Consider the following 13,459-nt stretch of genomic DNA (forward strand, 5'->3'; position numbering starts at 1 on the left):
CAGCAGATGATGTGACCCAGCTCGTGCAAGATGATGTGCTCCTGGTGCGCCCCGGTGGTGTTGGCGTCGAAGAAGATCAGGTCCTCGCCCCGTGCGGCTACCCACATGCCGCACGGGTGCGACGCGGGCATCGGCAGCGGCACGAGGGTGATCGGCCGTTCGCGAATCTCGCCAAGGCGGGCGCAGAGGGTGGCCAGGTCGTACTTCGGCGGAAGATCGAGTTCGGCGATCCGCTGGGCGCCTTCGTCGCGCATCCGCCGCAGCTGCTCGCGCCGCTGCGGGGCTTCGGACGGGGTGCCGGTCACCGCGCCGCTTCGTCCGTGACCGGGGGCAGCCCCTGCATTTTGCGGTACTGGTCCATGATCGTGGTGATCGCCTGGAGGTTCTCCTCGCGCATGCCCGCCGCGCGCATGGCGACCGCGCGGACGCCTGCCTGGCGCATCGCCTCCACGGCCGCCAGCTCCGACAGTACCGACCCGGCGACCTCGTCGTCGAAGAAATAGGCGACCGAGACCCCGAAGAACTTCGCCAGTGCGGCCAGCAGCTCCTGAGACGGATTGGTCCGTTTGCCCGTGCGTAGCTGAGAGAGGTATACCGCGCCGACCTTCAGCTCCGGCGTGGCCCGCTTCAGTTCGGCTGCCACCTCGGCGTTCGTCCAGTGCCTCCCCTGCGGGCGCACTGTGCGGAACAGATCGTCGAGTCTGGAGGCCAGGGTGGGCCGGTCATCCGCCGGCTGGGTGTCTTCGGACATGCTGCTACGCCCCTCCAGTTGCAGCTGATTGCTCTCAGCTAAGGCGACTATCTCAGATTAGCTCACAGTTGACAATCGCCGGAGGGCTCCACAAGACTGTCCCTCAACGAGATAGCTGGTGGCTAACTCGCCACATATTCCGGGCAGGGCGGCAGGCGTAGTACCGGCCCGGGGCGACGCTGGGGGTGTCGCCCCGCTCGGTCCGCCGAGGCCGGGTCCGGAGGCAGCAGACGTGTCAGCGAACTGCCTCCGGACCCGGCGCACAACGCTGCTGGCCGGGCTGTCGAGAACGCGTGTACCAGTCCCGGGGGACTTGCTGCGAGGGAACTTCGGTGGGCACCAAGCCCGTGCACGGCGTGCCTAGGTGCCAGCGATCGGCCGCCGGATTGGCGGATCGCACCCGTCCGGCAGCCGAGAGGGGAGCACCACGGCTGGCGGGGCTGTCAGCGAACCGCTTCCGGGCCGGCGAACTGCGCCCATTCGTCAGCCCACCGCGCCGCACGCCGGTGGTCGAGCACTCGCCGCGCGATCCAGAACGCGCCGCCCAGCACGCCGACCGCGCACAGCCAGCAGAAGGCCGCGACGAGCACGCCGTTGGTGACCGCGTCCGCGTGCGTCAGCGGGGCGGTGGTCTGCTTGCCGCTGTCGTCCAGCCAGATGTCGGTGGTCGAGCCCTCGGTCGCGGAAGCGGCGGGCACCGTGATGACGCCGGTGCGCTGCACGCCGTGCGGCGGCTTCCAGACCGCGTTCACGCGCGCGGTGTTGGCGATCGGCGCGCTGTCGCCGACGGAAGCGGCCGGCTGCGAGGCCGTCGTCAGCACCGTGGCGGTGACCTGATGCCGCGACTGCAGTTGCGCGTCCGACGCGGCGGTCTCCGCGGCGACGTCCTCGCTGCCGATCATCATGGCGAAGGGAATCGCGATGAGCGCCAGCAGTGTGACGATGCCGGCGAGCACGCCTTCGATCCGGTCCGACCGTCGCACGAGCGGGTTGCGCACGGCGCCGAGCCGTCGGAGCAATCGTTTACCAGGGTGTGGTGGTCTGCCTGCCCGAGTCCTGTTCCGCATGCCTCTCATGGTCCTCTTTCGCGCGCGCGAGCGCTGTGTCCCGCACAACGTTTTTCGTGTTTTTCCTGGGGATCCGGTGTGTTTTCGCTTACCTCCAGGCCAGCGATTACCCGTGTGGGTGACGACGAGCGGAGGTTGCGGCTGCGCGGGCACGGGTTCGCGGTGTGCGCCGAGTGGTCCAGGCCAATGTCTCGCGGGTTCAGTGCGTTGCCCGGGTTGACCTTTCTTCGGGTTCGGCCCTGGATGGGTTGCGGCACCGGCGGTTCGGCACCGCGGTCGCTCGGCGGATCGTCTGATTCGCGCGGTTCGCGTTGGCGGGCAAGCGATCTTGCGGCAGCGGTGGGCACGACTGTGCGCCGGAAGTTCGCCGGCGGGCAACCGGGGGTTTCCGTCGCGGACAGCCCGGGCGGACGCGTCTGCCCGGGGCCGCTCGCGAAAAGTTCACTGCCGTCCGGCCTGGAATCGGGTCATTGCCGAGCGCAAACCGAGGGCGCGCTCCCGATATCCGGGAACCATTCAGTCAACCAGGCGAATGGTCGCCGTCGGGCTGTGCGAACGACGCCGGGTGACCCCGTGTTCGGCGACGATTCCGAGTTGGATACTGCGATCGGCGGGCGCCCAGTAGCCCGTCCGCACGAAATAACCGTCCATTGTGCAGAGCCGGTTCGCGCTCTTGCGGGAACTGATCGCTTCCCAGCCCCATTGCCGTCCGGTCTCCTCGACGCCGTTGCGCCGCACGTGCAGCCGCGGGTTCCCGATCTCCCGGCAGTACGCGCTGCCGTCGGCGATGTACAGCACGCCGTCGACCTTGTAGAACCGCTTGCCGTCCAACAGGCTCACCTGGCCGGACAGGGTGAAGTGCACCCTGCCGCCATTGGCCCCGTCCATCGTCCAGTCGAGACAGAATTCCTTCGTCGGAACCTCGAGCGACTGGGTCATGGCCGTGTCTCCTTTGCTCGCCTGCCGGAGCGTCCAGGAAAATATAAGGAAGAAACGCGTTCCCGGCAGGTATCGGGAACCGTTTTCACCCGAAGAGGCCCAGTGGACACGCATCGTGGTCAAGTCCCGATTAATCGGTGGAATTACCGCCGATGGGGTATCGCGGATACGATCAGTGAATTCTCCTTGCCCGAAACCGGTGGCGGCCCGCCGGTCCCGGTACCGGCGGGCCGCGCGGGTCGTGTCGGCAGCGTGACATCTCCCATGACGCTTGTCATAGTCGCAGCCGTGTGCGACCCTCGGGTTATGACGACTGTCATGACCGCCGTGCGACCGGCCACCGCCGGTTCCGTGGCCGATCTCGTCCGCGCCTGCTCGCCGGCATCGCTGAGCCGCCGGTTCACCCTCGGCGGCCCGATCGAGCCGGCCGCGGTCCTGTCCAGGTACCAGCGATTCCTCCTGGTCGGCACGGCCCTTGTCGCCGAGGTTTCGGAGGTGCCCGCCGGGCTGCTGAACGCGGTCCCGGAGGACGATCGCCGCGTCGAACTGGGGCTGCTCGTCGCCGACCGATGGCAGCGGCTGGGCATCGGCAGCGGCTTGGTCCGGCTGGCCGCGGAGCGGTGGCGCGGCTGGAAGCTGCACGCCACCGTGCAGGAGGGCAATGTCGCTGCGGAAGGATTGCTGCGGGCGTGCGGGTTCCGCTTCGTGCCCGGGTACGGCGGCGAGAACGAGTACGAGCTGACGGTCACGGAGGAGACGCTCGATGACGGAACGGCCGGCGCGCGAGCGGATGGTCTTCAGCGCTGCGCAGTTGCTGCGTACGCAGGGTTTGAGCGGAACCGGAATGCGCGAGGTGGTAGCGCATGCCGAGGCGCCGCGGGGGTCGCTGCAGCACTACTTCCCGGGCGGTAAGGAACAGCTGTTCGGCGAAGCGATCGACTGGGCGGGCCGCTACGCCGCACGTCGCGTGACGCGCGCGATGGACTCTCTGACAGACCCGACGCCGTCCGCGCTCTTCGCTGGGGTAGTCGAGTACTGGCGCGCAGAGTTCCTAGAGATCGGCTACGACTACGGCTGTCCGTTGGTGGCCACCGTCGCCGACACGGCGGCGTCGAGCGAGCCGTTGCGTGAGCGCGCAAACGACGCTTTCGCGCAGTGGCGAAAGCCCATCGTGTCCGCGCTGCAGCAGATGGGCGTACCGGCGGCGCGCGCTGCTTCGTTGGCAGTGTTGATGATCAGCGCGCTTGAAGGAGCCTTAGTGCTGGCCCGGGTCGAGCACGCGGTGACGGCGCTCGACAGCGTTGTCGAGGAGCTAGGTCCAGTTCTCGACGCCGCCGTGGACAAGCGCCGCCGTCGCTAACGCCTGTCGAGCTTCGCGCGCAACGTGGCGACTGTGACCGGGTCGTGCAGCAGTTCGGCGAAGTGCTTGGACTCCGAGTCCATTCGCTCTTCGACGCTCTCGTCGGTGCGGTCATGCAACAGTGCGCGCGTCGTCGTCACCGCGCGTACCGACCGTTCGGCGAGTGTCGCGACGCGTTCTGAGACGCGCTTACCGAGCGCTGTCTCGTCAGGGAGCACTTCATTGACCAACCCGAGTTGCGCCGCTTCGACCGCAGGCAGGCGTTCTCCGAACAGCAGCAGCTCCGTCGCGCGTTGCGGACCGACTCGACGCGGCAGCGCGTAACTGCTGCCGAACTCCGGCACCAGTCCCAACGGTACGAACGGGAACTGCAGGTAGCTGCGTTCGGTGGCGTAGACGAGGTCGCAGTGCAGCAGCAGAGTTGCGCCGATGCCGACAGCGGGGCCGTCGACTGATGCGACGACTACTGCCTGCGTCGCGAGTAGCGCCTCCTGGAAGACCCGTGCGGGCGTCTTCGCGCTGTCACCGGCTTCGTGCGCGAGGAAGTCGCCGAGGTCGTTACCCGCAGTGAACGCACCGCTGGCTCCGCTCAATACAGCGATAGGCGTGCGGACAGCGTCGAAGGCGTCCGCGAGGGCGACGTACATCGCCTTCGTGAGCGCGTTCCGCTTCTCCGGCCGGTTGATGGTGATGGTGGTGACCTGTCCGTCGACAGTCGTCTCAATGCTCATTCACAGCTCCGCAACAGCAGCGAGCAGCAGATCGACTTCCGCTGGAGTCGTGTACGGCGCGATGCCAGCGCGTACGGCACCAGTGTCGCCAAGACCGAGGTGCCGCGCGCACTCGATGGCGTAGAACGTCGAAGCAGGCGCGTTGACCCCGCGCGCGCCGAGACGCTCGTACACCGCTTGCGGCGTCAGCCCGGCGACCGAGAACAACACTGTCGGCGTACGGCGACGCGTCGGCGAGCCATACCGAACGACGCGCGGCAGAGCGGCGAGCCCGTCTTCCAATCGCTGTAACAGCGCGTCTTCGTGCTCTTCAAGCGCCGTCATCGACGTACGCAAACGTTCCCGACGGCTGCCTTCACTTGGCACGAGTTCGGCGAGGAAGTCGATAGCTGCGGTAGTGCCCGCGAGAAGCTCGTACGGCAACGTACCCAGCTCGAAACGCTCCGGAACCGCGTTGCCCGACGGCAACAGCTTGTCCGGCTGCAACGTCTCCAGAAGATCCGGTGCGGCGGCGAGAAGGCCGAGGTGCGGTCCGAGGAACTTGTACGGCGAGCAGGCGTAGAAGTCCGCGCCCAGTGCGGCGATGTCGACCAGCGCGTGCGGCGTCAGGTGCACGCCGTCCACGTAACTCAGCGCACCTGCTTCGCGGACCGCGTCGGTAATCGCGGGAATGTCCGGACGCGTGCCCAGCAGGTTTGAAGCAGCAGTGACCGCTACCAGCCGCGTCCGGTCAGTAAGCAGTTCCGCGACCGATGACGTCGGCAACTCGCCCGTCTCGGGATCGAAGTCCGCCCAGCGAACAGTCGCGCCGCGCGCTTCGGCCGCCTGCACCCACGGCCGGACGTTGGCGTCGTGGTCCAGGCGGGTGACCACGACCTCGTCGCCTGGACCCCAGTTCTTCGCGAGCGTGCGGGAGAAGTCGTAGGTCACCTGGGTCATGCTGCGCCCGAACACGACGCCCTCCGCGCGCGCGCCGAGCAGGTCAGCGACCGCTTGCCGGGCTTCGCGCACGACGCCGTCCGCGCGGCGCTCCGCCGCCGTGACGGTGCCGCGGTTCGCGATGGCGGCGCAGAGTGTCGAGGACACTGCTTCGCCGACCATGTCCGGGACCTGGGAGCCACCGGGACCGTCGAAGTGGGCAGCGCCGTTCTCGAGCGCGGGGAAGTGCTTGCGGATCGCGTTCACGTCGTAGGCCACGGCTGCCAGCTTGCCCGATCCCCGGGCGAGTGTCGTGCTCCGCGCGGGTGCGATCATGCCGCTGTCCCGTTGCCCTTGGAGAGGGGTTCGCTGGTGCTTGCCGAACAGGTCGAGAAACTGCTCGCCCAGCCGTTGCCGTGGCCGATCGTGCAGGCAGGCGACCCCGTGCTGCGCGCCGCCGCCCGCCCGTACGAGGGCGAACTGAGCGACGAACTGCTTTCCGCGCTGATCGAGGGCATGAAGGAGACCATGCACGCGGCACCCGGCGTCGGCCTCGCCGCGCCGCAGATCGGCTTGTCGGTCCGGATCGCGGTCGTCGAGGACGGTGCCCGCGAACGCCCCGGCGTCGCCGAATCCACCCTCGCCACCCGCGGGATCGTCCCGTTGCCGTTCCGCGTGCTGGTGAACCCCGAGTACACCCGAGTGGGCGACGAAACCGCCGCGTTCTTCGAGGGCTGCCTCAGCGTGCGCGGATGGCAGGCCGTCGTCGCGCGGCCCCTGCGGATCCGGCTTCGCGGCACCAGCGAAACCGGCGCGGCGCTGGACGCGGAATTGTCCGGCTGGCCAGCACGAATCGTCCAGCACGAGACGGACCATCTGCACGGCGTCCTGTACCTGGACCGAGCCGAACCGCGCTCGCTGTCCACCCACGAAGCCGTCGCCCGCCGCTGGACCCAGCCGACCCCCGCCGAGGCCGCTCGCGAACTGGGCTTCGACCTCCCCTGATTCTTTCCGCACCGGTTTTTGTCGGTGCCCGCTGATACGTTCCTCCGCAGTTGCCCCGCCTGGGGCTCGCCACTGGGGAGGAACCTCGTGAACTCGTTGCAAGACAAGGCAAATCTCTTCCGCGAACTGCACGCGACTGATGTCCTGGTGCTGCCGAACGCGTGGGACGCAGGCAGTGCGGTCGCTATCGAACGCGCAGGCTCCCCCGCGATCGCCACCACCAGCGGAGGCGTCTCCTGGGCCCTGGCCCGAGGCGACGGCCAGCATCTTTCTCGCGCGGAAATGCTGACGGTGATCGCCCAAATCGCCGCAGCCGTAGAAGTCCCGGTAACCGCCGACGTAGAAGGCGGCTACGGCCTAGCCCCTTCAGCCGTCGCCGAAACCGTGCGAGGCGTCATCGAGGCGGGCGCAGTAGGCGTGAACCTGGAAGACTCCCGTGCCGGAACTGCCACTCTCTTCACTCCCGACGAACAGGCAGAACGCTTCACCGCGGCCCGCGCCACCGCCGCGACAGCCGGTCTCTCGGAGTTGTGGATCAACGCCCGGACGGACGTGTACCTCTTCGGAGTCGGCGAACCCGCCGGTCGCTTCGACGATGTACTGACCCGAGCCCGCGTCTACGCCGACGCCGGAGCGGACAGCATCTTCGTCCCGGGCCTGGTGGACGTCGAGGTACTGGCGGAACTGGCAACGTCCTCGCCGATCCCGGTAAGCGCCATGGCTGGACCCGGCGCACCCCCGGTGTCAGACCTGGCCGCGGCTGGCGTGCGCCGGGTGAGTGTCGGCACCTCGATCGCCCAGGCGGCCTACTCCCTGGCCCACCACGCGGCGGCAGAGGTGCTGAAGCAAGGGACTTATGGGGAGGCGACCGGCGCCCTGGACTTCGGAACGGTGAACGGCTGGTTCAGCTGAGCCTCGGTCACGGCTGGCGCGAAACGGCCGAACCCCATGGTGGACGACGAGCCGGAACCGCACCGCATGAGCGGTGAAGGCAAGCGGCCGAGACAACCTGAAACGGGCCCATACCCGAGCCGGGCCCGACCTTCGGGCGAGCTGAGCGAAGCGAACCGCGCAGGTGGGACGAAATCAGGTGACGGCTCGGTCCAATCCCAGCCATCCTCGCTCCGTCCGGCCAGAGTCAAGCGAGTCCGGCTTGAGCCATGCCAGCCCGGTTCGTCGCACCGGTCCGAGCCAGTCTGGCCCCGGCTCGATAGTGGACGCGAAGCTGCGCCACGCGCGCGCCGATTCGGCGAGCCGTGCCCGGCCCCGCGGTGCCGGCCGCCAGCCGCGGAACCCGCCGCGGGTGGGCGAGTGCTGCGTCGAGCCGCGCCAGTGCTGCGCTGAGCTGGAGGGAGTGTTGCACCGAGCTGAGCCAGCCCTGCGCCGAGCTGAGCCAGCCCTGCGCCGAGCTGAGCGAGCGCTGTGCCGAATCGAGCGAGCGCTGTGCCGAGCTGAGCGAGCGCTGTGCCGAGCCGAGCGAGCGCTGTGCCGAGCTGAGCGAGCGCTGTGCCGAGCTGAGCGAGCGCTGTGCCGAATCGAGCGAGCGCTGCGCCGAATCGAGCCAGTCCTGCGCCGAGCCGATCCAGTCCTGCGCCGAGCCGAGTCAGCCTCGCGCCGAACCGAGCGAGCCCCGCTCGGACCCAAGCCAATCCGGTGCCGCCCTGAGCCAACCCGAACCGACTCACCCGAGCCACGGCCAGCCGCTCGGCCCCCCGAACTCACCCCGCAACCACCCGCCCGCCCCGCTCCAGTTCCAGCAACCTCCGCTTGCACTCCACCCCAGCCGCGTAGCCGGTCAGCGATCCGTTGCTGCCCAGCACCCGGTGGCACGGCACCACGATGCCGATGGGGTTCCGGCCGTTCGCCAGGCCGACCGCACGGGACGCCGTCGGGCGGCCGATCGACTCCGCCAGCTCTCGGTAGGTCGTCGTCGCGCCGTACGGGATCTGCAGGAGCGCCCGCCACACCGTCTCTTGGAAAGGAGTGCCGCTGAAAGCTAACGGAAGGTCGAACTCGCCCCGGTCGCCGGCGAAGTACTCGTTCAGCTGACGGGCCGCCGCGGCGAACGGGCGGTCGTCCCGGTCGCCGAAGGCGGCGCGTGGTGGGCGGTACTGCTCGTCGCCGATGTACAGGCCGGCCAGTCCGCCGTCGCGGGCCATGAGGGTCAGCGGGCCCTCAGGGCTGTCGATGACGGTGTGCACCACGGTCATGCCGATTCCTCCGCGGGAATCCGGTTGATCGGGTGGTCACCGGTCGCCCAGAGGTGCTGGACCGCGTACGCGCGCCACGGCTGCCACCGGCTGGCGTGCGCGATCAAGGCGGCTGGACTTGGTGGCAGGCCTAGGGTTTCGGCGGCGACTTTCACACCCAAGTCACTCGCGACGAAGGCGTCCGGGTCGCCGAGGGCGCGCATGGCGATGCTCTCCACCGTCCACGGGCCGAAGCCGGGCAGCGCGGCCAACTGCGCGCGGGCGTGGACCCAATCGCCGCCTGCGGTCAGGTCGACGTCGCCGGAGACCAGGGCTGACACGAGACCCAGCAGGGTCGCTCGGCGGGACTTCGGCATGGCCAGCGTTTCCGGGTCCAGTTCCGCCAGCGATTCGGGCGACGGGAACAGGTGCGTCAGGCCGCCTTCGCGGTCCTCGATCGGGGCGCCGTGTGCCAGGACCAGGCGCGCGGCGTGGGTGCGGGCGGCCGCGGTCGAGACCTGCTGGCCGAGGACGGCACGCACGGCGAACTCGGCCGAGTCGGTCGTGCGCGGGACGCGTCTGCCGGGTGCGGCGGCCACCAGGGGAGCGAGGGTCGGGTCCGTGGCGAGTTGTTCGTCGACGGCGACCGGGTCGGCGTCCAGGTCCAGGAGCCAGCGGCAACGGCTGATCGCGGCGGCCAGGTCGCGCTGGTCGGTCAGGCTCAGGCGGCATGCGACGTGGTCCGGCTCCGGGCGGAGCGACACCACGCCGTGGCCGTGCGGCAGTCGCAGGGTGCGGCGGTACGCGCCGTCGCGCCATTCCTCGACGCCCGGGACCGCGGTGGCGATCAGGTGCCCGAACAGGTTGTCCGGGCACAGCGGCCGGCGGAACGGGAGCCGCACCGACAGCACTCCCTGCGACTTGGTCCGCTTGCCGCCGCGGACTCGGGAGCGCAGTTCGCTCGGCGTCAGGGCGAAGACCGCACGCACGGTTTCGTTGAACGTCCGGATGCTCGAAAACCTCGCCGCGTGCGCGATATCGCTCATCGGCATCGTCGTGGTTTCGATCAGCAACCGGGCGGTCTCGGCGCGCTGGGCCCGAGCCAGCGCGAGCGGGCCCGCGCCCAGTTCGGCCCGCACCTGGCGTTCCACCTGCCGGACGCTGTACCCCAGTCGCGTAGCCAACCCCTGCACTCCTTCGCGGTCGACGACGCCGTCGCCGATCAGGCGCATCGCTCGTGCCACGACGTCGGCGCGTTCGTTCCACAGCGGCGAACCGGGCGACGCGTCGGGCCGGCAGCGTTTGCAGGCGCGGAATCCGGCGGCCTGCGCGGCTGCTGCGCTCGGGTAGAAGCGCATGTTCTCGACCTTGGGCGGCACCACCGGACAACTCGGCCGACAGTAAATCCCCGTGGTCAGCACCGCGGTGAAAAACCACCCGTCGAACCGGTCGTCCTTCGACTGCACCGCGCGGATACAGCGTTCGGTCTCCTCGTACACGCCGACCAGTCTGCCCCGTCCCGCGCACGAAACCTCGCGAAAAAACGACATCACCCTGGCGGGGCGACCGGCTCCCGGTCCACCGCCCGCGTGTCGGCGACGGACAGCCCGCACACCAGCCCGGTCAGGCCACGATGTCCCCGGGTGAAGATCATGAACACCAGATGCGCCAGCAGCCACAGCGAGGTCCACCCGGAGTCCAAGCCGGCCAGGATGAAGTAGCCGCCTGAACCGATCAGGAACCGGACGATCGACTGCAGCATCGACGGTGGCCGTCCGTCCGCGCGCACCACCGTCAGCAGAACCGCGCGCTGACCAGGCGTCGCGCCGTTGCCCGCCAGCGGCACGAGCAGCAACAGGACCGCGGTGGGCACCCAGCGGCCGAGGACGTCGTCGATCAGCGTGTTGTTCTGCAGCGTGCCCTTGGTGACGTACTGCACGGCGAGCGCGATCATGCTCAGCACGACGCCCGCCAGCGTCACCGAAATCAGGTCGAGCACCATGCCCAGCAGTCGTCGCCGGGCAAGGACCGGGCGTGGTTCGTCGGCGGGACGCAGCCGTCCGGAGCGCCGCAGCACGGGCGCGAGAAGCGCGCCGACCCCCGCGCCGACGGTGTTGGACAGCAGGTCGCCGGTGTCGAACAGCCGGTACGGGCACTCCATCAGGAACCACACGCCGGTCAGCTGGGTCGTCTCGATGGCAAGCGACACGAAGAACCCGCTGACGACGGCGAAACCGATGCTCCGCCCGAACAATCGCCGCACGAACACGCCCCACGGCACGAAGAACGCGACGTTGAACAACACCTGGCGCAGCGCGGGATTGTCCAGCAATCCGGTGTTGAACTGCCGCATGTCTTCGAGGAACTGGAGCGGGTTCCACACCGGGTGCCGCAGCGCTTCGTGCGTCGCGCAGTACGCCGCGTCGACGTCCGGCAGCGGCAGCAGCGTGTAGGTGACCAGCGCGAAGCAATACACGAGGAAAGTCGGCGCGGCGATCGCGCGCAGCAGGCCGAGTTCACCGCGTTTGCGATAGCTGATCGCGACATACGGGACCACCAAAACTAACGCCAGCCCGAATCCGGCGAACACGGCGATCAGCGTGGGACCGCTCCACTGAGTCATCGTTCCTCCACCCGGCGTGAGCGCACAGGCTAGCGGGCGGCAGTAGCCTGGGCACGCGGAAAGGAGGAGCAGTGGACGACGACATCGAAGACAACGCCGACACCGGCGTGCTGGATCCCGAAGACACCCTGGAGGACGGCGACCCCTACGACGAGGGTTATTCGCCGCCGGAACGTCCGCTCGCGACTCGCGACTGGGGCACTACCGCCGCCGAAGAAGCCGCCGGGGAGAGCTGGGCGGGCAGGCTGGCCCGCGAACTCCCGGAGATCCGCGCGACCGGCGGCGACGGCCTTGGCGACATCGACGACACCGACGGCGAGCTCGTCGACGACGAGGTCGGCGACTTCCGCGCGGGCCGCCTGGTGGCCGCCAACGCAGGCTTCGGCCCAGACGCCGAGGCCGAGCTGTACGCCTCGGACATCGGCATCGACGGCGGCGCGGCCTCGGCGGAGGAAGCCGCGGTGCACGTCGTCAACCCGCGGGATTTGTGACCGCGTCAAGCCACCGCTGCGATGGCGCGGGCAGCTAGTCCGCCGGATCCCCGATCCAGACCGATGCCGGAAGCACATACGGCCGCAGTAGCTTGACCAGCTCCGGGTCCCCGCCGCCGTGCAGGGTTTCCTCGGTCAGCCGCCGCGCGACTCCCGCCAGGAAATCAGCTATCTGGACCCGCGGTTCGGACCTCGAGTCGACGAATCGCCATCGCGGCACCGGATCGAGCAGCTGGGCGAGCCGGGCCGGGGTGAGGGACGGCTGCTCGTCGTGGATGACCTCTTCCGGCCGCCAGAACGCGATCGTGTCGGCGAGTGCGGGCATCAACGGGTCGATCGGCGAGACGAGACCGGGGTCGGCGAGGAGTTCGGCGCGCAGTGCGATCACCCGCGGGCGAGCCGCGGCCAGTTCGCCGAGGACGTCCGTCTGGGCGAAGAACTCGGCCGGAGTGGTCGCGGGGAGGCGGCGGTTCGAGGTACGCAGCAGCCCGGTGAACGAGCGCAGGAATTCGTTCCAGCGCTGGGTGCCGTGCAGGCGCGGGCCGTCTTGGCGCAAGGCGCGGGCGCGGGCGTCCGGACGGTGTCGCAGGCATTCCGGGTAGGGGGTCTGGTCGACGAGCAGGTCGACGATTTTGCCGGCGAGGAACAGGGCTTTGTCGACGAGCAGCACGCTGGCGGCATCGGCGAGGGGCTCGGTGAGCAGCCACTCCAGGGCAGCGCGGTTTTTGGCGCGCAGGAGGTGGTTGGCTTTGTACTCGAGCGCGGGCGAACCGATGAGTTCCCGCAGCCGCGCAACGCATTCCGCGGCGGCCGCGGGTTCCATCCGGACGGCGGCGTGCGCGAATACCGCGGTGTTCGCGCCGATCAGGTTCACGCCTTCGGAGCCGGACTCGTCGCACGCGATCGTCGGCGGCCGCACAATGCCCGATCCTGCCAGGTCCGCGAGGCGAGGGCGACCCCATTTCTCCAGGGACCCCTGAGGTGGATTCCCGGATGTGCCGGCGGCCCCGGACGTTTCACCATGAAGGGGACGGAGGGAGCCGGTCATGGTGCTCGTCGCGGAGGACGTACACGCACTGGACGACGTCCGGCGCGGGCTGGTGGTGGTCCACAACGGATTCGCCGGGGAGTGTTACCTGTGGTCGGTCGGCGGACGGGTTCCGCTGTGGGAGACGCAGGCGATGGACCGCCTGCGCCGCCGGGGCCTGGTGCGAATCGCCCGCCGCCGAGGAGCGCCGGCGAGCCCGGTTGTGCTGACGGACCTCGGCGCGGCTGCCGCTTGAGTCCTTTGTGGACCGACAGGCTCGCGGGCGATGGGCCGGCGTGGCTGGACGTTGAACGGCGGCCTGCGGAGAAGCTGGCAAGCCGAGGATGACCGCCCGCGT

The 13,459-nt window shown here is 69.3% G+C and carries 15 protein-coding genes; 6 read left to right on the forward strand and 9 right to left on the reverse strand.

The window, feature by feature from the left end:
- Positions 1–301: 301 nt before the first annotated feature.
- The 3 genes from A4R44_RS15130 to A4R44_RS15140 form a co-directional block, all read right to left on the reverse strand.
- The gene (locus tag A4R44_RS15130) at positions 302–751 is read right to left on the reverse strand and encodes a helix-turn-helix transcriptional regulator (protein ID WP_067580443.1); all 450 of its coding nucleotides are present in this window, start codon (positions 749–751) and stop codon (positions 302–304) included.
- 443 nt (positions 752–1,194) lie between these two features.
- Positions 1,195–1,749: a hypothetical protein gene (locus A4R44_RS15135; protein WP_232791609.1), complete on the reverse strand. Its 555-nt coding sequence runs from the start codon at positions 1,747–1,749 to the stop codon at positions 1,195–1,197.
- Between the two features lie 585 nt (positions 1,750–2,334).
- Complete coding sequence (locus A4R44_RS15140; RefSeq protein WP_067580447.1) at positions 2,335–2,757, reverse strand: hypothetical protein; 423 nt, start codon at positions 2,755–2,757, stop codon at positions 2,335–2,337.
- Between the two features lie 318 nt (positions 2,758–3,075).
- Between A4R44_RS15140 and A4R44_RS45635 the strand changes: the two genes are divergently transcribed.
- Positions 3,076–3,669, forward strand: a complete 594-nt coding sequence (locus A4R44_RS45635; protein WP_232791610.1) for a GNAT family N-acetyltransferase — start codon at positions 3,076–3,078, stop codon at positions 3,667–3,669.
- Positions 3,602–4,117: a TetR/AcrR family transcriptional regulator gene (locus A4R44_RS15145; protein ID WP_232791639.1), complete on the forward strand. Its 516-nt coding sequence runs from the start codon at positions 3,602–3,604 to the stop codon at positions 4,115–4,117. Before A4R44_RS45635 ends, A4R44_RS15145 begins: the two co-directional genes overlap by 68 nt.
- On the opposite strand, the gene A4R44_RS15150 is transcribed toward A4R44_RS15145, so the two are convergent.
- Positions 4,114–4,848, reverse strand: coding sequence for an enoyl-CoA hydratase-related protein (locus A4R44_RS15150; RefSeq protein WP_067580453.1), 735 nt, complete (start codon positions 4,846–4,848; stop codon positions 4,114–4,116). The genes A4R44_RS15145 and A4R44_RS15150 overlap by 4 nt on opposite strands.
- The gene (locus A4R44_RS15155) at positions 4,849–6,045 is read right to left on the reverse strand and encodes a cysteine desulfurase-like protein (RefSeq protein WP_067581218.1); all 1,197 of its coding nucleotides are present in this window, start codon (positions 6,043–6,045) and stop codon (positions 4,849–4,851) included. It lies immediately after the preceding gene.
- A gap of 93 nt (positions 6,046–6,138) precedes the next feature.
- On the opposite strand from A4R44_RS15155, the gene A4R44_RS15160 reads away from it, so the two are divergent.
- Entirely contained in the window at positions 6,139–6,771 is a 633-nt protein-coding gene (locus A4R44_RS15160) for a peptide deformylase (RefSeq protein ID WP_198545294.1), read from the forward strand.
- A gap of 87 nt (positions 6,772–6,858) precedes the next feature.
- Complete coding sequence (locus A4R44_RS15165) at positions 6,859–7,683, forward strand: isocitrate lyase/phosphoenolpyruvate mutase family protein (protein ID WP_095213358.1); 825 nt, start codon at positions 6,859–6,861, stop codon at positions 7,681–7,683.
- An 806-nt stretch (positions 7,684–8,489) separates the two neighbouring features.
- Here the strand turns inward: A4R44_RS15165 and A4R44_RS15170 are convergent.
- From A4R44_RS15170 to A4R44_RS15180, 3 genes are read right to left on the reverse strand one after another with little or no spacing between them, the layout of a single operon-like run.
- Positions 8,490–8,981 (reverse strand): methylated-DNA--[protein]-cysteine S-methyltransferase, encoded by a 492-nt coding sequence (locus A4R44_RS15170; protein ID WP_067580456.1) that lies wholly within the window; start codon positions 8,979–8,981, stop codon positions 8,490–8,492.
- Complete coding sequence (locus A4R44_RS15175; protein WP_067581222.1) at positions 8,978–10,459, reverse strand: AlkA N-terminal domain-containing protein; 1,482 nt, start codon at positions 10,457–10,459, stop codon at positions 8,978–8,980. Before A4R44_RS15175 ends, A4R44_RS15170 begins: the two co-directional genes overlap by 4 nt.
- A 50-nt stretch (positions 10,460–10,509) precedes the next feature.
- Positions 10,510–11,583 carry a VanZ family protein gene (locus A4R44_RS15180; RefSeq protein ID WP_067580458.1) on the reverse strand — a complete coding sequence of 358 codons (1,074 nt, stop codon included), beginning with the start codon at positions 11,581–11,583 and terminating at the stop codon, positions 10,510–10,512.
- A gap of 71 nt (positions 11,584–11,654) precedes the next feature.
- Between A4R44_RS15180 and A4R44_RS15185 the strand changes: the two genes are divergently transcribed.
- On the forward strand, positions 11,655–12,074 hold the full coding sequence (locus tag A4R44_RS15185; protein ID WP_067580459.1) for a DUF5709 domain-containing protein: 420 nt from the start codon (positions 11,655–11,657) through the stop codon (positions 12,072–12,074).
- A gap of 34 nt (positions 12,075–12,108) precedes the next feature.
- Here the strand turns inward: A4R44_RS15185 and A4R44_RS15190 are convergent, their stop codons facing one another.
- Positions 12,109–12,993: a hypothetical protein gene (locus tag A4R44_RS15190; RefSeq protein WP_067580461.1), complete on the reverse strand. Its 885-nt coding sequence runs from the start codon at positions 12,991–12,993 to the stop codon at positions 12,109–12,111.
- A 127-nt stretch (positions 12,994–13,120) separates the two neighbouring features.
- Between A4R44_RS15190 and A4R44_RS15195 the strand changes: the two genes are divergently transcribed.
- Complete coding sequence (locus tag A4R44_RS15195; RefSeq protein ID WP_067580462.1) at positions 13,121–13,357, forward strand: hypothetical protein; 237 nt, start codon at positions 13,121–13,123, stop codon at positions 13,355–13,357.
- Positions 13,358–13,459 lie beyond the last annotated feature (102 nt).

It is taken from the genome of Amycolatopsis sp. M39, assembly GCF_001651785.1.
In the GTDB taxonomy this organism is placed as follows: domain Bacteria; phylum Actinomycetota; class Actinomycetes; order Mycobacteriales; family Pseudonocardiaceae; genus Amycolatopsis; species Amycolatopsis rubida.

Coding starts and splice junctions, on each gene's coding strand:
- A4R44_RS15130 (WP_067580443.1), bottom strand. CDS start 751: ATGTCCGAAGACACCCAGCCGGCGGATGACCGGCCCACCCTGGCCTCC.
- A4R44_RS15140 (WP_067580447.1), bottom strand. CDS start 2,757: ATGACCCAGTCGCTCGAGGTTCCGACGAAGGAATTCTGTCTCGACTGG.
- A4R44_RS45635 (WP_232791610.1), top strand. CDS start 3,076: ATGACCGCCGTGCGACCGGCCACCGCCGGTTCCGTGGCCGATCTCGTC.
- A4R44_RS15145 (WP_232791639.1), top strand. CDS start 3,602: ATGCGCGAGGTGGTAGCGCATGCCGAGGCGCCGCGGGGGTCGCTGCAG.
- A4R44_RS15150 (WP_067580453.1), bottom strand. CDS start 4,848: ATGAGCATTGAGACGACTGTCGACGGACAGGTCACCACCATCACCATC.
- A4R44_RS15170 (WP_067580456.1), bottom strand. CDS start 8,981: ATGACCGTGGTGCACACCGTCATCGACAGCCCTGAGGGCCCGCTGACC.
- A4R44_RS15180 (WP_067580458.1), bottom strand. CDS start 11,583: ATGACTCAGTGGAGCGGTCCCACGCTGATCGCCGTGTTCGCCGGATTC.
- A4R44_RS15195 (WP_067580462.1), top strand. CDS start 13,121: ATGGTGCTCGTCGCGGAGGACGTACACGCACTGGACGACGTCCGGCGC.